The 16,587-nt window shown below is 76.2% G+C and carries 17 protein-coding genes; 10 read left to right on the forward strand and 7 right to left on the reverse strand.

Features of this window, described 5'->3' with window-relative positions:
• Positions 1-62: 62 nt before the first annotated feature.
• Positions 63-974 carry a DMT family transporter gene (locus tag ABD994_RS02325; RefSeq protein WP_345410755.1) on the reverse strand — a complete coding sequence of 304 codons (912 nt, stop codon included), beginning with the start codon at positions 972-974 and terminating at the stop codon, positions 63-65.
• 210 nt (positions 975-1,184) lie between these two features.
• Here ABD994_RS02325 and ABD994_RS02330 point away from each other — a divergent pair, with 210 nt between their 5' ends.
• The 3 genes from ABD994_RS02330 to ABD994_RS02340 all read left to right on the forward strand — a co-directional run bounded on the left by ABD994_RS02330 (position 1,185) and on the right by ABD994_RS02340 (position 3,529).
• Positions 1,185-1,859: an SAF domain-containing protein gene (locus tag ABD994_RS02330; protein ID WP_345410756.1), complete on the forward strand. Its 675-nt coding sequence runs from the start codon at positions 1,185-1,187 to the stop codon at positions 1,857-1,859.
• A 120-nt stretch (positions 1,860-1,979) separates the two neighbouring features.
• The gene (locus ABD994_RS02335; RefSeq protein WP_345410944.1) at positions 1,980-2,378 is read left to right on the forward strand and encodes a YciI family protein; all 399 of its coding nucleotides are present in this window, start codon (positions 1,980-1,982) and stop codon (positions 2,376-2,378) included.
• Positions 2,379-2,383: 5 nt separating this feature from the next.
• Positions 2,384-3,529: an RNA polymerase sigma factor gene (locus tag ABD994_RS02340; protein ID WP_345410757.1), complete on the forward strand. Its 1,146-nt coding sequence runs from the start codon at positions 2,384-2,386 to the stop codon at positions 3,527-3,529.
• 5 nt (positions 3,530-3,534) lie between these two features.
• Here the strand turns inward: ABD994_RS02340 and ABD994_RS02345 are convergent, their stop codons facing one another.
• Together ABD994_RS02345 and ABD994_RS02350 are read right to left on the reverse strand one after the other, a co-directional pair.
• Positions 3,535-3,657, reverse strand: coding sequence for a hypothetical protein (locus ABD994_RS02345; protein WP_345410759.1), 123 nt, complete (start codon positions 3,655-3,657; stop codon positions 3,535-3,537).
• An 89-nt stretch (positions 3,658-3,746) separates the two neighbouring features.
• The gene (locus ABD994_RS02350) at positions 3,747-4,265 is read right to left on the reverse strand and encodes a MogA/MoaB family molybdenum cofactor biosynthesis protein (protein WP_345410760.1); all 519 of its coding nucleotides are present in this window, start codon (positions 4,263-4,265) and stop codon (positions 3,747-3,749) included.
• 92 nt (positions 4,266-4,357) lie between these two features.
• Between ABD994_RS02350 and ABD994_RS02355 the strand changes: the two genes are divergently transcribed.
• Positions 4,358-5,416 carry an NAD-dependent epimerase/dehydratase family protein gene (locus ABD994_RS02355; protein ID WP_345410761.1) on the forward strand — a complete coding sequence of 353 codons (1,059 nt, stop codon included), beginning with the start codon at positions 4,358-4,360 and terminating at the stop codon, positions 5,414-5,416.
• A 61-nt stretch (positions 5,417-5,477) separates the two neighbouring features.
• On the opposite strand, the gene ABD994_RS02360 is transcribed toward ABD994_RS02355, so the two are convergent.
• On the reverse strand, positions 5,478-6,857 hold the full coding sequence (locus ABD994_RS02360) for a hypothetical protein (protein WP_345410762.1): 1,380 nt from the start codon (positions 6,855-6,857) through the stop codon (positions 5,478-5,480).
• Positions 6,858-7,027: 170 nt separating this feature from the next.
• Between ABD994_RS02360 and ABD994_RS02365 the strand changes: the two genes are divergently transcribed.
• The 3 genes from ABD994_RS02365 to ABD994_RS02375 are packed head-to-tail and all read left to right on the forward strand — an operon-like array spanning position 7,028 to position 9,185.
• Entirely contained in the window at positions 7,028-7,756 is a 729-nt protein-coding gene (locus tag ABD994_RS02365; protein WP_345410763.1) for a glycosyltransferase family 2 protein, read from the forward strand.
• A 59-nt stretch (positions 7,757-7,815) separates the two neighbouring features.
• A complete protein-coding gene (locus ABD994_RS02370) occupies positions 7,816-8,517 on the forward strand; it encodes a TIGR04282 family arsenosugar biosynthesis glycosyltransferase (protein ID WP_345410764.1) in 702 nt (233 codons plus the stop codon).
• Positions 8,514-9,185: a class I SAM-dependent methyltransferase gene (locus tag ABD994_RS02375; RefSeq protein WP_345410765.1), complete on the forward strand. Its 672-nt coding sequence runs from the start codon at positions 8,514-8,516 to the stop codon at positions 9,183-9,185. The genes ABD994_RS02370 and ABD994_RS02375 overlap by 4 nt, the downstream gene beginning before the upstream one ends.
• Before the next feature lie 3 nt (positions 9,186-9,188).
• Here the strand turns inward: ABD994_RS02375 and ABD994_RS02380 are convergent, their stop codons facing one another.
• Complete coding sequence (locus ABD994_RS02380; protein ID WP_345410766.1) at positions 9,189-10,877, reverse strand: S1C family serine protease; 1,689 nt, start codon at positions 10,875-10,877, stop codon at positions 9,189-9,191.
• An 83-nt stretch (positions 10,878-10,960) separates the two neighbouring features.
• Here ABD994_RS02380 and ABD994_RS02385 point away from each other — a divergent pair, with 83 nt between their 5' ends.
• Together ABD994_RS02385 and ABD994_RS02390 are read left to right on the forward strand one after the other, a co-directional pair.
• Complete coding sequence (locus tag ABD994_RS02385; RefSeq protein WP_345410767.1) at positions 10,961-12,553, forward strand: HAMP domain-containing sensor histidine kinase; 1,593 nt, start codon at positions 10,961-10,963, stop codon at positions 12,551-12,553.
• A gap of 80 nt (positions 12,554-12,633) precedes the next feature.
• On the forward strand, positions 12,634-13,824 hold the full coding sequence (locus ABD994_RS02390; RefSeq protein WP_345410768.1) for an LLM class flavin-dependent oxidoreductase: 1,191 nt from the start codon (positions 12,634-12,636) through the stop codon (positions 13,822-13,824).
• A gap of 54 nt (positions 13,825-13,878) precedes the next feature.
• Here the strand turns inward: ABD994_RS02390 and ABD994_RS02395 are convergent, their stop codons facing one another.
• Positions 13,879-14,583, reverse strand: coding sequence for a response regulator transcription factor (locus ABD994_RS02395; RefSeq protein WP_345410769.1), 705 nt, complete (start codon positions 14,581-14,583; stop codon positions 13,879-13,881).
• Positions 14,584-14,759: 176 nt separating this feature from the next.
• Between ABD994_RS02395 and ABD994_RS02400 the strand changes: the two genes are divergently transcribed.
• Complete coding sequence (locus ABD994_RS02400; protein WP_345410770.1) at positions 14,760-15,980, forward strand: L,D-transpeptidase; 1,221 nt, start codon at positions 14,760-14,762, stop codon at positions 15,978-15,980.
• Between the two features lie 30 nt (positions 15,981-16,010).
• Here ABD994_RS02400 and ABD994_RS02405 read toward each other — a convergent pair whose 3' ends face one another.
• Entirely contained in the window at positions 16,011-16,583 is a 573-nt protein-coding gene (locus ABD994_RS02405; protein ID WP_345410771.1) for a hypothetical protein, read from the reverse strand.
• Positions 16,584-16,587: the final 4 nt, after the last annotated feature.

Raw genomic sequence — 16,587 nt, forward strand, 5'->3', positions numbered from 1 at the left:
AGTCACCGGACATCACCCTGATGGGTGACGGCGACGACGTTTCGGTCCTCGGGCGAGTGGCCCTAGAGGGGTCGACGTCGCTCGACGGTGCCCTGCCGGCCGGTGGTCGGCCGGTCGCGCGGACCGCCCTCCTGGGCCGCGAGCAGCGGTGAGCGCGACAGCAGGAAGACCCCGACGGTCATGAGCACCGCGCCGGCGATGCCGCCCACGACGGCGGCCCCGCCGTTGACCTCCTCGCCCAGGAGCCCCACGCCCCAGATTGACGAGAGCAGCGGGTTGCCGAGGATGAGCCCGGGCTGGGACGCGAGCAGCCGCCCGGCCCGCAGCGCGTGCTGCAGCACCAGGAACGCGGCGGGCGCGACGGGGATCAGCAGGTAGCTCTGCCAGGTCGTCACGACCTGGCCCAGCCCGCCCTCGGCGAGGGCCTCGGTCATCGCCTTGACGATCACCGCCACGAACCCGGAGCCGATACCCGCCGCGATGCCGTAGAACGCGGCGCGCCCGACCGGGGGCGACCGCTTCGCGACGGCCGTGGTCAGCCCGAGCAGGCCCATCGTCACGAGCGTGCCGAGGATCCAGACGACCGCGCCCGCGCCGAGCGCGTCTCCCCCGCTGGGCTGCAGCGACACGAGCAGCACGACCAGGCCCACCGACATGACGGCGACGGCGATCCACTCCCGGCGCCGCAGCGCGCCGCCCAGGACGAGCCAGCCGAGCAGCAGCGTGAACGGCAGCTCCATGACGAGCACGGGCTGCACGAGGGCGATCGACCCGAGGCTCAGGGCCGTGGCCTGCAGGGCGACGGCGACCGCGAAGATCGACGTGCCGACCAGCCACGCCGGGCGCTGGACCATGTCGCGCAACGAGCCGGCGCTGATGCCCCGCGAGCGGGCGCTGTCCTGGGCGGCCTTGCGCTGGAGCACGAGGGCGGTCGCGTTGGCGATCGTCGCGAGCAGCACGAGCACCACGGCCATGCCTGCGCCCGCCCACTTCCCACTCGGCGTCCTCGACGCGGCAACCTACCCGCGGCGGCAGGACGCCCTCGCGCCGGGCGGGTCGTGCACACCCGACCGGGGGTGCCTGACCGCTGCCGGCTCCGGACGCCGTCCCCATCCGCCGTTCGCGTCCACAGGTCCGCGAGCAGTGCTGGGCTCCCCGCCGGACCCGCCCCTACCGTCCACGACGTGCGAGGACACGAGGGACGGCGGGGCCGGTCACGGTGGCGCCTGCCGCCGCCGGGGTGGCGGCGGACGGTGGCGCTGCGGCGGGCGGCCGCGGCCCTGCTCGTCGTGGTCGCCGCCGCGCTGCTCGCCGCACCCGGCGTGACGCCGCCGGGGACGCCGGTGCTCGTCGCGGTGCGCGACCTCGCGCCGGGCACCGCGCTCGGTCCCGCCGACGTCGCGGTGCGGCCGGTGCCCGACGAGCTCGTGCCGGCGGGCGCGCTCGCCGAGCCGGCCGCGGTGGCGGGACGCCAGGTGGTCGGTGGCGTGCGGGCCGGCGAGGCCCTGACCGACGTGCGGCTGCTCGGCCCGGCCGCGGCGGTCGCGGCCGCCGGGGTGCCCGACGCCGCGGGGGTGCCGGTCCGCCTGGCCGACGCGGGCGTGGCCGTGCTGCTGACCCCGGGCACGCGGGTCGACCTGGTGGCCGCGGGCTCCCCGGCTGACGCGGGGGCGACCGCCGATGAGGTGCCCGGCGAGCCGGCCGTGCTGGCGGCGGGCGCGGTGGTGCTCGCCGTGCTGCCCGCGCCGGAGCGCACCGCCGGCGCGGCGCCCGTGGTGGTGGTCGCCCTGCCCGCGGGTCTCGCGGCGCGGGTGGCGACGGTGTCGCTGCGCGAGGAGGTCACCGTGACGCTGCGCTGAGGCCCGCCGCAAGATTCCTGCGCCCAGGGTGTCGAGGACGCGGCCGCGGCTCCGTCCCCGGGGTGCGAGCGGCCGGCAGGGGCCGCCACGACCGACAGGGAGATCACCGTGAAGTACCTGATGCTCAAGCACTACCGCGGGGGACCGGGTCACCCGGGCATCGAGTACACGCCGATGGACCGGTGGACACCGGAGGAGGTCGACGCGCACATGCAGTACATGCAGGACTTCGCCGACCGCCTGCGCGAGAGCGGCGAGTTCGTCGACGCCCAGGCCCTCGCCGCCGAGGGCGCGTTCGTCCGCTTCGACGGCGAGGGGCGCCCGCCGGTCACCGACGGGCCCTTCGCCGAGACCAAGGACCTCATCGCCGGCTGGATGATCATCGACGTCGAGTCCTGGGAGCGGGCGACGCAGCTCGCCGCCGAGCTCTCCGCGGCGCCGGGCGCGGGCGGCGAGCCGATCCACGAGTGGCTCGAGGTCCGGCCGTTCCTCACGGGCACGCCCGGCTCGACGGACTGACGGTCGTGGACGAGTCGCTGCTGCGGGAGCTCGTGCCCGCGGTGATCGGTGTCCTCGTCCGGCGCGGGGCGGACTTCGCGTCGGCCGAGGACGCCGTGCAGGAAGCCCTGATCCGGGCGCTCGGCGCCTGGCCGGACGACCCGCCGCGCGATCCGAAGGGCTGGCTGGTGGCCGCGGCGTGGCGCCGATTCCTCGACGCCGCCCGCGCCGAGGCGTCGCGGCGCGGGCGGGAGGACACGGTCGAGGCGGAGCCGCCCCCGGGCGAGGCGCCCGGCACGGACGACACGCTGCGGCTCTTCTTCCTCTGTGCCCACCCGGACCTGCCGCCGGCCGCGGCCGTGGCGCTGACCCTGCGCGCGGTCGGCGGCCTGACCACCCGGCAGGTCGCGGCGGCGTACCTCGTCCCCGAGGCGACGATGGCCCAGCGCATCAGCCGGGCGAAGAAGCGGATCGGCGACGTCCGGCTCGACCGGCCCGGCGATCTCGCGACCGTCCTGCGCGTGCTCTACCTCGTGTTCAACGAGGGCTACGGCGGCGATCTCGACCTCGCCGCGGAGGCGATCCGCCTCGCCCGCCAGCTCGCCGCGCTCACCGATGAGCCCGAGGTCGCCGGCCTGCTCGCGCTGATGCTGCTCCACCACGCCCGCCGCGACTCCCGCACCGGGACCGGCGGGCGGCTCGTGCCGCTCGCCGAGCAGGACCGCGCGCGCTGGGACACCCGGCTCATCGCCGAGGGCGTCGCCGTCCTGCAGGCCGCGCTGGCCCGCGACCACCTCGGCGAGTACCAGGCGCAGGCCGCGATCGCCGCGCTGCACGCCGACGCCCCCAGCACCGGCGAGACCGACTGGGTGCAGATCGTCGAGTGGTACGACGAGCTGCTGCGCCTCACCGACTCGCCGGTGGTGCGGCTCAACCGCGCGGTGGCCCTCGGCGAGGCGGACGGGCCGCGGGCCGGGCTCGCGGCACTCGCCGAGCTCGATCCCGGGCTGCCGCGGCACACCGCCTCGCGCGCCTACCTGCACGAGCGCGCCGGCGACCTCGACCTCGCCGCCGAGCTCTACGCCGCGGCCGCCCGGCTCGCCCCGAGCGTCCCGGAACGCGACCACCTCACCCGCGAGGCCGCCCGGGTCCGGGCACGGGTACCGCGGTGAGCGCCTCAGGGACGGTCGTGGTGCGGCGGCCGCTCGGCCTCGTAGCGGCGGCGGTCCGCGTCGTCGCCGGGGTCGGGCGCCCCGTCGGCCGCACCGCCCGGGTCGCGCTCGTCCGCCGACGACACCACGTCGTCACCGAAGATCGCGGCCCGGCGGGCCGCGCGACGCCGGGCCTCGTCGTCGGGCCCGTCCTCCGACCCGTCGCCGGGCGGGGAGCTCAGTGCTCCTCCATCCCCGACAGCTCGGCGACGACGTGCGAGATCATCGGGGTGAGCGTGGCCATGCCGTCGCGCACCGCGGCGCGGGAGGACGCGAGGTTCACCACGAGGGTGCTGCCCGAGACGCCGACCAGCCCGCGCGAGAGCCCGGCGTCCACCGCGCCGGCGGCGAGCCCCGAGGCGCGGATGGCCTCGGCGATGCCGGGGATGGGCCGGTCGAGGACGCCGGCGGTGGCGTCGGCGGTGACCGCGCGCGGCGAGACGCCGGTGCCTCCGACGGTGACCACGAGGTCGACACCCCCGATGACCGCGGTGTTCAGCGCGTTGCGGATCGCGACCGACTCCCCCGGCACGACGATCGTCCCGTCGACCACCAGGCCCGCCTCGCCGAGCAGCTCGGTCACCAGGGGCCCGATCGTGTCCGACGTCTCGCCCCGGCTCACCCGGTCGTCGACCACGACCACGAGCGCCCGTCCCAGCAGCTCCTCCTCGCCGCCGTGCAGCGGCTGGTTCGTCATGGCGCCCAACGTAGCCGGGCACACCGGGCACGGCGTCGGCCCGGTGGCACACCCGCCCGGACGAGCACCGCCCGGCCGGTTAGCGTGCGCGGGTGCGCGTTCTCCTCACGGGCGGGGCCGGGTTCATCGGCTCGCACATCGCCGACCTCCTGGCCGAGCGGGGCCACACCCCCGTACTGCTCGACGCGCTGCTGCCCCAGGCGCACGCCGAGGGCAAGGCGCCGCCGTGGCTCGACCGCTACGAGCTGGTGCGCGGCGACGTCCGCGACGCCGGGCTGCTCGACCGGCTGCTGCCGCAGGTAGACACGGTGTGCCACCAGGCCGCGATGGTCGGGCACGGCGTCGACCCCAACGACGCGCCGGACTACGCCGAGAACAACGACGTCGCCACGGCCGTCCTGCTCGCCGCGATGTACCGCTCGGGGCACCGCGACCTCGTGATGGCGAGCTCGATGGTCGTCTACGGCGAGGGCCGCTACTCGTGTCCCGAGCACGGCGTGGTGCCCCCGCCCGCGCGCCGGCAGGCCGACGTCGACGCCGGCCGCTACGACCTGCCGTGCCCGCACTGCGGCCGTGACCTCGCCGGCGAGCTGGTGCCCGAGGACGCCCCGCTCGAGCCGCGCAGCACCTACGCCGCCACCAAGCTCGCGCAGGAGCACCTCGCCGTCGCCTGGGCGCGCGCCACCGGCGGGCGGGTGTGGGCGATGCGCTACCACAACGTCTACGGCCCGCGGATGCCGCAGAACACCCCGTACGCCGGCGTCGCGTCGATCTTCCGGTCGTCCCTGGAGCGCGGCGAGGCCCCGCGGGTGATGGAGGACGGGCGCCAGCGGCGCGACTTCGTGCACGTCTCCGACGTCGCCGCGGCCAACGTCGCCGCGCTCGAGACGCCGGCCGAGGACGGCCGGTGCGTCCCGCTCAACGTGTGCTCCGGCGAGGTCCGCACCATCGCCGACCTCGCCACCACGCTCGCCGGCGCCATGGCCGGGCCGGCGCCGCAGATCGTCGGCGGTGCGCGCCCCGGCGACGTCCGCCACGTCACCGCCGACCCCGCCCGCGCGGCCGAGCTGCTGGGCTACCGCGCCCGCACGTCGTTCGCCGACGGTATCGCCGCCTTCGCCACCGACCCGCTGCGCGACGCCGTCGGCTGATCAACGGGGAGTTCGCGCGCGTAGAAGCAGCGAGATACCCGTTCGCTGCTCGTTCCGCCGCCTACCAGACCGTCGCGAGCAGGCTGTTGATCACGAGCGCGAGGGCCGCCTGGGCGAGCAGCCACCAGCGCCACGAGGGCCGGGGCAGGAGCACCACCAGCGGCACGGTCCACACCGCGAAGGGCAGCCAGATCCGCTCCACCTCGGACTTCGACAGCCCCGAGAGGTCGGCGGCGAGCACCGCCACGAGCCCGCAGGCGGCGAGGGCCACGACGACCAGCGGGGCGGCGCGGGGGCGCCAGGCGGCGCGGCGCAGGCCGGCGATCACCGCGGGGCCGAGCACGAGGACGAAGGCGGCGAGGTTGCCCCACACCCAGTACTCGTACGGCCGGAGCAGCCCGTACTCGCCGGGCTGGTAGTAGCGGACCTGGACCTGCTCGTAGCCCTCCCACCACCAGAACCCGGCGGCGGCGAACGCGGCGACGACGGCGGCGACGCCGAGGCCGCCGGTGACCAGGGGCGCGACGCGGCGCACGAGCAGGGCGATGACGACCGGGATGAGCCCGGTGAGCACCAGCCCGTAGGACAGGAACAGCGAGAGCCCGATGACCACGCCGCCGGCCAGGCCCAGCAGGTGCCCGCCGATCCCGCGGCGCACGGCGCCGAGGGCGAACAGCGCGACGCCCCAGGCGAGCACCGCGGCGAACATGCCGTCGGCGGAGACGCCGACCCAGATGGCGGCCGGGGCCAGCACCCCGAACGGCAGGTAGGCGCGGGCCAGGTCCCGGTCGCCCAGCGCGGCCAGCGTGATCGCGACGGCGACGACGGCCGACGCCCCGACGAGGATGGTGACGCCGCCCGCCCAGCCGCCGCCGGGCAGCCCGACCCGGTCGAGCAGGACGTAGAACAGCGTCGCGGCGGGCGGGTGGCCCGAGGCGTGCGTGACGAGGGTGTCGGGGGTGATCCCGGCGATGCGGTCGGCGAACGTCTGGAGGAAGAGCGCGATGTCCGGGGTACGTGGGATTTCCACGAGGTACTCGGTCGGGGTCGCCAGCCGCTCGGCGACGCCAACGATCCACCCGTCGATCGTCGCGAGCGCGAAGGTCCACGCGAGCGACGCGACGTAGGCCACGGCGAGCAGCGGGCCGAAGCGCAGCCGGCGGGCCACGGCGGGGCCACCGAGAGCGACCAGCAGCGCCACCACGATCGCCGGAACCGTCCCCGGCCCCACCCGCGGCAGCCACGCGGCGAGCAGCGGCGGCCACCCCACGAGCACCGGCACCCCGGCGTCGATCAGCGCCCATCCGACCACGGACGACGCCGTGACCAGCAGCGCAGCGGCCACGACGGCGATCAGGTCGCCCCGGAGGCGGAAGGGCGGGCGGGTCGGCGACGGCGGGTCGCCGGCCGCTCCCGGGCGGTTCCGCAGCTCGGTCGTCATCAGCCGGGACGGTACGGGCGCCCGGTGATCCCGGCGTGAGGAGGGCCGGTTGTCGGCTTGCGGTGCTCCGTACGGACCACGAGGAAGCCCGCCACGACCGTGGCGGGTCCCCCGGCACGGTGACGCCCCCCGAGCGGCGGACACACGCCCGACCTCATAGCGTGACCGGGATGGAAGGTCACGAGGAGCATTCCGGACGCGTCGACGTCGTGCTCCCCTGTCTCGACGAGGCCGAGGCGCTGCCCGGCGTCCTCGCCGCGCTGCCCGACGGGTTCGACGCCGTCGTCTGCGACAACGGGTCGACCGACGGGACGCCCGAGGTCGCACGGGGCCTCGGCGCGCTGGTGGTCCACGAGGCGAGGCCCGGCTACGGCGCCGCCGTGCACACCGGGCTGGAGGCGACGCGCACCGACGTCGTGGCGGTGATCGACGCCGACGGTTCGCTGGACCCGGCCGAGCTGCCCGCGATGGTGCGCCTGCTGCACGACACCGACGCCGACCTCGTGGTCGGGCGCCGCGTCCCGCAGGCCCGCGGCGTGTGGCCGTGGCACGCCCGCGTCAGCAACCTCGTGCTCTCCGGGCTGATGCGCACCCGCGGGGTCGCCGTGCGCGACATCGCCCCGATCCGCGTCGCCCGCCGGCAGGCCCTGCTCGACCTCGGGATCACCGACCGGGCCTTCGGCTACCCCCTCGAGCTGCTCATCCGCGCCGGTGCCGCCGGCTGGCGGATCCGCGAAATCGACGTCGCCTACCGGCCGCGGGCCGGCGGGCGCTCGAAGGTCTCGGGCTCGGTGAAGGGCACCGTGCGCGCGGTGCGTGACATGTCGGCCGCGCTGGCCCGCACCCGGACCTCCCGGACACCGTCCACCGCCGGTGACGCACCAGGCAGCGTGCGATGACCCGAGGGGCCGAACCGATGCCGCGCCCCGGCGCGAACGCGCCCACCATGCGGACCCCTGTGCCCGTCACGACGGTCGACCGCGTCGTCCTCGTGCTCGCGAAGGCCCCCGTCGCGGGGCGCGTGAAGACCCGGCTCACCCCCGCCGCCACGCCGGCGGGCGCGGCCGAGGTCGCGGCCGCGGCGCTCCTCGACACCCTCGACGCGGCGCTGGCGGTGCCCGGCGCGCGGGTCGTCGTCGCCCTCGAGGGCGACCCGGCCGACGCCGCGTGCCGCGACGAGCTGGGCGACGCCCTCGCCCGCACCCTCGTCGTGCGCCAGCGCGGCGACTCGCTGGGCGAGCGCATCGCGGCCGCCCACGCGGACGTCGCCGACGCGTTCCCCGGTGCCGTCAGCGTGCAGATCGGGATGGACACCCCGCAGGTCGACACCGCCCTGCTCGCCGACGCGCTCGACCTCGTCGCCACCGACGCCGGTGCCGCCCTGGGCCTCGCGCTCGACGGCGGCTGGTGGGCCCTGGCGCTCGACGATCCCCGGCGGGCGTCGCTGATCACCGAGGTCCCGACCTCGCGCGACGACACCGGCCGCCGCACGCTCCACGCCCTGCGGGCGGGGCACCCGGGCCTCGTGCTCGAGCTGCCGCCCCTCTCCGACGTCGACACCCCCGACGACGCCGTCGCGGTGGCCGACCTCGTGCCCACCGGCCGCTTCGCCCGCGCCGTCGCGGACGCGCTCCCCCTCCCCGGAGGCCTCCCACGATGACCCAGACGTCGCCCCGCCTGGCACCGACCGAGCTCGGTGCCGTGTTCGACGCGGCGCTCGCCGGGCACAGCCAGCGGCTGGTGCGCGGTGACGGGGTGGTGCTGCCGCTGGCCGTGCAGCGCTGGCACGACGACGCCGACGGCGACGACGGCTGGCTGCTCGAGCGCTGCACGGGCGCCACGCTCGACCTCGGCTGCGGCCCCGGCCGGCTCGTCGTCGCGCTCGCCGACCGCGGGGTGCCCGCGCTCGGCGTCGACGTGTCGGTGCAGGCCGTCGAGCGGTGCCTCGAGCGCGGTGCCGCCGTGCTGCACCGCGACGCCTTCGAGCGCCTGCCCGGCGAGGGCCGCTGGGACCACGTCGTGCTCGCCGACGGCAACATCGGCATCGGGGGCGACCCGGTGGCCCTGCTGCGCCGCTGCCGCGCCCTGCTCGCGCCGGGCGGCACGATCCTGCTCGAGCTGGAGCCCGGGGCGGGCCTCTGGTGCGGCGCGGCCTACCTGGAGAGCGCCGGGGACGACGCGCTCGCGCTCCTCGACACCGACGGCCCCTGGTTCCCGTGGGCGGTGCTCGGCCCGCACGCGGTGGACGAGGTCGCCGTGGAGGCGGGGCTCGTCGTGCGCGAGCGGGCCGAGGGCACCCGGTCGTTCGTGGCGCTGACCCCTGCCTGAGGCTCAGCGCCCGCCGATCACCCGGCTGCCCAGGGTGACGGTGACCTGACGCGTCCCGCCGGGCGCCTGCAGGGTCAGCGTCACGGTCTGGCCCGGCGCCCGCGACTGGATGGCCGCGACGAACGCGTTGGCGTCCTCGATGACCCGGTTGTCGACGCCGACGACGACGTCCCCGGGCGCGATGCCGGCGGTCTGCGCGGGCGAGCCCGACTGGACGTCGGCCATCGCGGCACCGCGCGGCTGGGCGTCGGCCACCCCGACGCCGATGACGGCCTGGGTCGCCTGCCCGGTGTCGACGAGCTCGGTGGCGAGCCGGCGCGCCTGGTTCACCGGGATGGCGAACCCGAGGCCGATCGAGCCGGCCTCCTGCCCCCCGGTGCTGCTGCCCGTGACGCTGGCGATCGCGGTGTTGACCCCGATCACCCGGCCCTGGGCGTCGACGAGCGGGCCGCCGGAGTTGCCGGGGTTGATCGCGGCGTCGGTCTGGATGGCGTCGAGCACGCTGCTCTGGCCCGAGCCCGAGCCCCCGGCCTCGACGGGTCGCTGCAGCGCGCTGACGATGCCGCTGGTGACCGTGCCGGACAGCCCCAGAGGGGACCCGACGGCGACGACGGTCTGGCCCTGGACGAGCTGGTCGGAGTTGCCGAGCGTGGCCGGCCGCAGGCCGCTGATCCCGCTCGCGCGCACGACCGCGATGTCGGCGGCCGGCGCGGTGCCCACGATCTGCAGCGGCGCGGACCGGCCGTCGGAGAAGACGGCCTCGAGCCCGCCGCCCTGGCCGGCCTGCAGGACGTGGTTGTTCGTCATGATCAGCCCGTCGGCCGAGAGCACGATGCCGGAACCCTCGCCCGCCGCGCCGCGGATCTGGACCGCGCTGGGCAGCACGGTGGCCGCGACCTGCTCGATCGATCCGGGCGGGCCGGGCGGCGGCGCCTCGTCGGGGACGGGCTGGTCGAGCGCGGTGCCCTGCGACGACGTCGACCCGCCGCCCGAGAGCCCACCCACGACGGCGGCCCCGAGCGCACCGCCGATCAGGCCCGCCACGAGCGCGAGCGCGACGATCGCGAGGGTGCCCGGTCGGCGGCGCCCGGACGAGGACTGCTCGCCGGGACCACCCGGTCCGCCGGGACCGCCGGGTCCCCCGCCCCAGCCGCCGCCCGTGTCGCGGGGGAAGCCGCCGGGCGGCGTCGCGGGCCCGGCCGCGGCGCTGCCCCAGCCGTACCCGCCGGAGCCGCCGGGGCCCGGGGGTGCACCCTGCGGCGCCGTCGCCGGGTACGACGTCGGCTGGGACGTCGGTGCGGGCCCGAAGGCCGCGGTCGCGTGCGCGGCGCCGGTCGGGCTCCCGAGGCCGTGCGGCGGGCCCTGCGGCGGGCCCTGCGGCTGCCCCTGCTGCTGCCCGTGCTGCTGCCCCTGCTGCTGGGGCGGCACCTGCGTCACCTGCGTCGGGGCGCTGTAGGGCGTCGCGCCCTCGGTGGTGGTCGCGGTGGCCGGGGACGCGCCGTCGTACTCGCGGCCCGTGCCCTCGGCCCAGCGCACGCCGCCGGGACCGGCGGGCCGGGCGCCGGCGTCCCCCAGGGAGCCCGTCGGGCTCTCGGCCGGGCCCGCGACGGCCGACGTCGATCCGGGCGACGGGTCGGTCCCCGGGGTGCCGGAGCCGTCCGGGGCGGCGGAGGCGGCGTCGTTCTCGCTCATGTCCCCAGCCTCCCGCATCGCCCTCGCGCCCGCGCCGACAGGCGCCCGCGCCGCCCACCCGCGCGACGGGGGAAGCTGGTGGGGTGGACCACCGAGCAACGGAGCCGTCGGCCGGCGGCGCGCCGCCCGTCGACGACGGTGCCACCGGGTCGGCCGGGTCGCCCGAGCCGGCCGCCAACGGCCGCACCGTCCCCGACCCGCCGGCCACCCCGGCGACCGGCCAGGTCACCGACGACCGCGAGGACGGCCGCGAGGACGAGGAGGACCGGCCGGGGCTGGTCCGCCACGTGCTGCAGGGCATCCCGCTGCGCCGGCGCGTGGGCATCCTCGTCTCGGTCGGCGGCGGGCTGCTGGTGGCGCTCATCGCCGTGGCCGTCTTCTTCACCGCTCAGCGGGCGCTCTACGACCAGCTCGACGAGAGCCTCGTCCAGCGCGCGACGGTCGCGGCGTCCGGCGACCTGGCCGACCCGGCGATCCTGCTGCGGGTGTCGTCCGACGCGCTGGCGGCCGGCGAGGTCCGGGTCGCGATCGTCACCTCGGACGCGGAGTTCGTCACCCTGCGCGGCAACAGCCCCCCGCTGGGTGCCGCCGAGGTCGCGGCCGCGCGCCAGGACCCGCCGACGTCGGTGCGCACCGGCGTCGCCGACGGCGAGGTCTACCGCGTCGTCGCCGTGTACGCCGGCGAGAACCGGGCGCTGGTGCTGGCCCAGGAGCTGGCCCCCACCCAGCAGACGCTGCGCAAGCTCGCCGTGGTGCTGCTGGTGGCGGGCGCGTCGGGCGTGCTGCTCGCCGTGCTGGCCGGGGTCGCCATCGCCCGGGCCGGCCTGCGCCCGGTCGAGCGGCTGATCTCGGCGACGGAGCGCGTCGCGCGCACCGGGGACCTGCGCCCGATCCCCGTCACCGGCGGCGACGAGCTCGCCCGCCTGACCTCGAGCTTCAACGCCATGCTGGCCGCGCTGGCGTCGTCGATCGAGCGACAACGCCGGCTCGTGGCCGACGCCGGGCACGAGCTGCGCACCCCGCTGACGTCGCTGCGCACCAACCTCGAGCTGCTCATGGCCTCCCAGCGCGCGGCCGACCAGCCCGGCGGGCCGACGCTGTCGGCACAGGACCGCGCGGAGCTCGAGGCCGACCTGCGCGGCCAGGTCGACGAGCTCGCCAACCTCATCGGCGACGTCGTCGAGCTGGCCCGCGACGACCCGCCGGAGGTGGCGGCCGAGCCCCTCGACCTCGCCGACGTCGTCGAGCGCGCGCTGGACCGGGCCCGGCGCCGCGGGGTGGCCGAGAACGTGGCCTTCGACGTCGACCTGGCCTCCTGCGAGGTCACCGGGGACGCGAACGCCCTCGAGCGCGCGGCGCTGAACCTGCTCGACAACGCCGCGAAGTGGAGCCCGCCCGGCGGCCGGGTCCGCGTGACGCTGCGCGCGGGCGTCGCGCCGGAACGTCCGGGCACCGCCGTCCTCGAGGTGGCCGACCAGGGCCCCGGCATCGCCGACGAGGAGCTCGACCTGGTCTTCGAGCGCTTCTACCGCTCCCTGGACGCCCGCACGATGAGCGGGTCCGGGCTCGGGCTCTCGATCGTCGCCCAGGTCGCCGAGCGCCATCGCGGCGGCGTGTCGGCGGGCCGGGCGCCCGAGGGCGGGGCGCTGCTGCGGTTCTGGATGCCCCGTCGCTGACCGTGTTCGGGTCTGTACGAGTCGCTGTGACGCGGCTTACGGTCGGCTTGGATACAAGGAAGCCGACAGGAGAGAGCCCCGTGAGCAGACTGCGCTTCGGCACGTTCCTGGCCCCGTTCCACCGCGCCGGTGAGAACCCGACCCTGGCCCTGCAGCGCGACCTCGAGCTCATCGAGCACCTCGACCGCCTGGGCATCGACGAGGCCTGGATCGGCGAGCACCACTCGGCGGGCAGCGAGATCATCGCGTCGCCCGAGATCTTCATCGCGGCCGCCGCCGAGCGGACCCGGCGGATCAAGCTCGGCACCGGTGTGACGTCGGCGAGCTACCACAACCCGCTCTGGGTGGCCGACCGCATGGTGCTGCTCGACCACCTCACCCGCGGGCGCTCGATGCTCGGCGTCGGCCCCGGCTCGCTGCCGAGCGACTCGTCGATGATCGGGCTGAACCCGACCGACACGCGCGAGCTGCTCGACGTGAACCTCGACATCATCATGCGACTGCTGCGCGGCGAGGTGGTCACCGAGCAGACCAAGACCCACAACCTCGTCGAGGCGCAGCTGCAGCTGCGGCCCTACACCGAGCCGTGCTTCGACATCACCGTCGCGGCCGTCGCGTCGCCCACCGGGCCGCGGATGGCGGGCCGACACGGCGTCGGCCTGCTCTCGATCGGCGCGACGCTGACCCCCGACGGCTTCGACGCGCTCGCCCACCACTGGAACGTGGTCGAGGAGCGCGCCCAGCACTACGGGCAGCCGACGCCGGACCGCAGCAAGTGGCGCCTGGTCGGGCTCATGCACATCGCGGAGACCAAGGAGCAGGCCTACCGCGACGTCGAGTACGGGATCGAGAACTGGTTCCGCTACTTCCAGAAGACCGCGGCCTTCCCGCAGATGGGGGTCGAGGGCGGCGACGTCAAGGAGATGATCGACTTCATCAACGAGGCCGGCATCGGGGCGATCGGCACGCCCGAGGACGCGCGCGCGCAGGTGCAGCGCCTGGCCGACCAGTCCGGCGGGTTCGGGGCGATGCTGCTGCTGGGCCACGAGTGGGCCAACCCGGCGGCCACGAAGCGGTCGTGGGAGCTGCTCGCCCAGGAGGTCCTGCCGCACTTCCAGGGCACGACGTGGGGCGGGCGCTCCCACGCCGAGTCGACCCAGGCCGCCAAGGAGCGCGCGGGCCTGCGCCGCGACGAGTTCGCGGCCACCCAGCTCGAGGCCGTCGACCACATGACCAAGAAGTACGAGGCCGAGGTCGCCTCCAAGGGCTGACCGGTACGTGCGTGATCTTCTGAGCTATCGCTCAGAAGATCACGCACGTAGGGATCACGGCGGGGTCTCGCGCAGGACGTAGCCGACGCCGCGGACGGTGTGGATGAGGCGCGGCTCGCCCTCGGCCTCGGTCTTGCGGCGCAGGTAGCCGACGTACACCTCGAGGGCGTTGCCCGTGGTCGGGAAGTCGTAGCCCCAGACGTCCTCGAGGATGCGGCTGCGCGTCAGCACCCGGCGCGGGTTGGCCATGAACAGCTCGAGCAGCGAGAACTCGGTGCGCGTGAGGCTGATCGGCCGCTCGCCGCGGCGCACCTCGCGCGTCACGGGGTCGAGCGAGAGGTCGCCGAAGCGCAGCGGCTCCGGGTCGGGCGTGCCGAGCGTGCGCTCGTCGGGCGTCGTGCGGCGCAGCAGCGCGCGCAGCCGTGCCAGCAGCTCCTCGAGCGCGAACGGCTTGGCCAGGTAGTCGTCGGCGCCGGCGTCCAGGCCCGCGACGCGGTCGGACACGGCCTCGCGCGCAGTGAGCACGAGCACGGGGATGTCGTCGCCCGCGTTGCGCAGCCGGCGGCACACCTCCAGCCCGTCGACGCGCGGCATCATGACGTCGAGCACGAGGGCGTCGGGCCGCTGACCGTCGCCCGCGAGCGCGTCGAGCGCCTGCTGCCCGTCGGCGGCGAGCTCGACCTGGTAGCCGTTGAACGCCAGGGACCGGCGCAGGGAGTCGCGCACGGCCCGGTCGTCGTCCGCGACGAGGATCCGCATGGGCACAGTGTGAGGGGACGGCCTGAGACCGCCCTGAGACGCTGTCCAGCCGGCGGCCCGCCGGGACCGAGACCTGATCGACATCACCGACACGCAACCGCGGTGCGTCCCCGGACGTCTCGCCCAGACGAGGATGTCGGGGCAGGATCTCCCCGGAACGGGAGAAGGAGGACGGTGTGGCGCAGACGCAACGCACGCACGGCGTGACCGGCCGGACGGGGGCGGTCCCGATCGTGGTGCTCGCCGCGCTGCTCGCCCTGCTGGGCGCGTGCGCGTCACCGGCCCCGGCCGCACCGCCGCCGCCCCCGACGCCGCCGGTGGCGCTGGCCGCGTCGATCGGGACGGGGCCCCTCGCCCCGGGCGCGACCGGCGTCGCACCGGCCGAGCCGCTCGTCGTCACGGCCGCCGACGGCCGCCTCACCGCGGTGACGGTCACGCCCACCGGCGGCGCCGCCCTCGCCGGCACCCCCGACCCGTCGGGCACGCGGTGGACCAGCGGCGCCCTGGCCTACGACACCGAGTACCGCGTGCAGGCCACCGGCGTGGACGCGCAGGGACGGCCCGGCGCGCCGCTCGAGCAGACCTTCCGCACCGTGGCCCCCGAGGACACGGTCGAGACCGCGAGCATCCGCCCCAGCGACGGGCAGACCGTCGGCGTCGCGATGCCGGTCTCGATCACGTTCACCGACGCCGTCACCGACCGGGCCGCTGTCGAGCGCCGCGTGTCGGTGCGCACCTCGGTGCCCACCGAGGGCTCGTTCCACTGGATGTCCGACGAGCAGCTCAACTGGCGCCCGAAGGACTACTGGCGGCCCGGCACGCAGGTCACGGTCGACGCGCGGCTGGTCGGCGTCGACACCGGCGGCGGCGTCTACGGCGGCGAGGACCGCTCGTTCTCCTTCACCGTCGGCCGCGACCAGCGCGCCCGCGGCGACGTCAACGCCCACACGCTCGTGCTCTACCAGGACGGCCGGGAGCTGCGGACGCTGCCCGCGTCGTACGGGCGGGCGCAGTACCCGACGCAGTACGGCGTGCACGTCGCGTTCGAGAAGCACGAGGTCAAGCGGATGCGCTCGGACACGTGGGGCGGCCCCGGCGAGGGCCAGCCCGGCTTCTACGACGAGAACCTGCCGTTGGCCGTGCGCATCTCCAACAACGGCGAGTTCGTGCACGTCAACCCGGACACCGTGCGCCAGCAGGGGCGCAGCAACGTGTCACATGGGTGCGTGAACCTCTCGCCCGCCAACGGCGAGTTCTTCTACAACTGGGTGCAGATGGGCGACCCGGTGGAGATCGTCGGCTCGGAGCGGCCGCTGACCACCCGCGACGGCGACATCGCGGACTGGACGATCCCGTGGGACGAGTACCGCCAGGGCTCGGCGCTCGCCGCGCCCTGACGGTCCCGCGTCCCCGGGCTCGGAACCGCCTCAGAACTCCACGCGGACGAGCCCGAGCACCTCGGCGCGCCAGTCGGCGTAGGCCTTGCCGATGGCCTGGCGGTCGCCGGTCTGCTCGGGCACGTCCCCGCCCGACCCGCCCTCGGTGATCTGCTTGGCGATGTCGGCGCCGCTCCACTCCGGGCCCGCGGTGCGCACCCGCAGGTGCCCGGGCGCCCGCTCGGCGCGCAGGGCGTGGGCGAGCACGCGCATGAGCGCGGTGCGCGCCTCCTGGTCGTCCGGGGCGTCGATGTCGACGTTGGTCTGGCCGCCGACGAGGATCACCGTCGCCGAGTCCTGCAGCTGCGGCAGCACCGTCTCCGCCGCGCGGAAGCGGGACAGCAGGCCCTCGGAGAGGAACTGCTCGACGCGCGAGACGAGGCTCCCGCTGCGGGGGGTCATCGCCACCGGCAGCTGCACGTACGCGTCGAAGGTGGTGCCCGCCACCGCCTCGCCGAGCCGGTCGAGCGTGTCCACCACCGTGGTCTCCGCCCCCGTCGCGCGGATGGCCTCGGCCACCTCGCCCAGTCGCTCGCCGCCCCCGGTCACCAACACCGTCGTCATGGGC

Origin of the sequence: Actinomycetospora chlora, assembly GCF_039542135.1 — a bacterium.
Taxonomy (GTDB): Bacteria; Actinomycetota; Actinomycetes; order Mycobacteriales; family Pseudonocardiaceae; genus Actinomycetospora; species Actinomycetospora chlora.

Coding starts and splice junctions, on each gene's coding strand:
- ABD994_RS02325 (WP_345410755.1), bottom strand. CDS start 974: ATGGCCGTGGTGCTCGTGCTGCTCGCGACGATCGCCAACGCGACCGCC.
- ABD994_RS02335 (WP_345410944.1), top strand. CDS start 1,980: ATGCTCAAGCACTACCGCGGGGGACCGGGTCACCCGGGCATCGAGTAC.
- ABD994_RS02350 (WP_345410760.1), bottom strand. CDS start 4,265: ATGACGAACCAGCCGCTGCACGGCGGCGAGGAGGAGCTGCTGGGACGG.
- ABD994_RS02360 (WP_345410762.1), bottom strand. CDS start 6,857: ATGACGACCGAGCTGCGGAACCGCCCGGGAGCGGCCGGCGACCCGCCG.
- ABD994_RS02365 (WP_345410763.1), top strand. CDS start 7,028: ATGGAAGGTCACGAGGAGCATTCCGGACGCGTCGACGTCGTGCTCCCC.
- ABD994_RS02375 (WP_345410765.1), top strand. CDS start 8,514: ATGACCCAGACGTCGCCCCGCCTGGCACCGACCGAGCTCGGTGCCGTG.
- ABD994_RS02380 (WP_345410766.1), bottom strand. CDS start 10,877: ATGAGCGAGAACGACGCCGCCTCCGCCGCCCCGGACGGCTCCGGCACC.
- ABD994_RS02395 (WP_345410769.1), bottom strand. CDS start 14,583: ATGCGGATCCTCGTCGCGGACGACGACCGGGCCGTGCGCGACTCCCTG.
- ABD994_RS02405 (WP_345410771.1), bottom strand. CDS start 16,583: ATGACGACGGTGTTGGTGACCGGGGGCGGCGAGCGACTGGGCGAGGTG.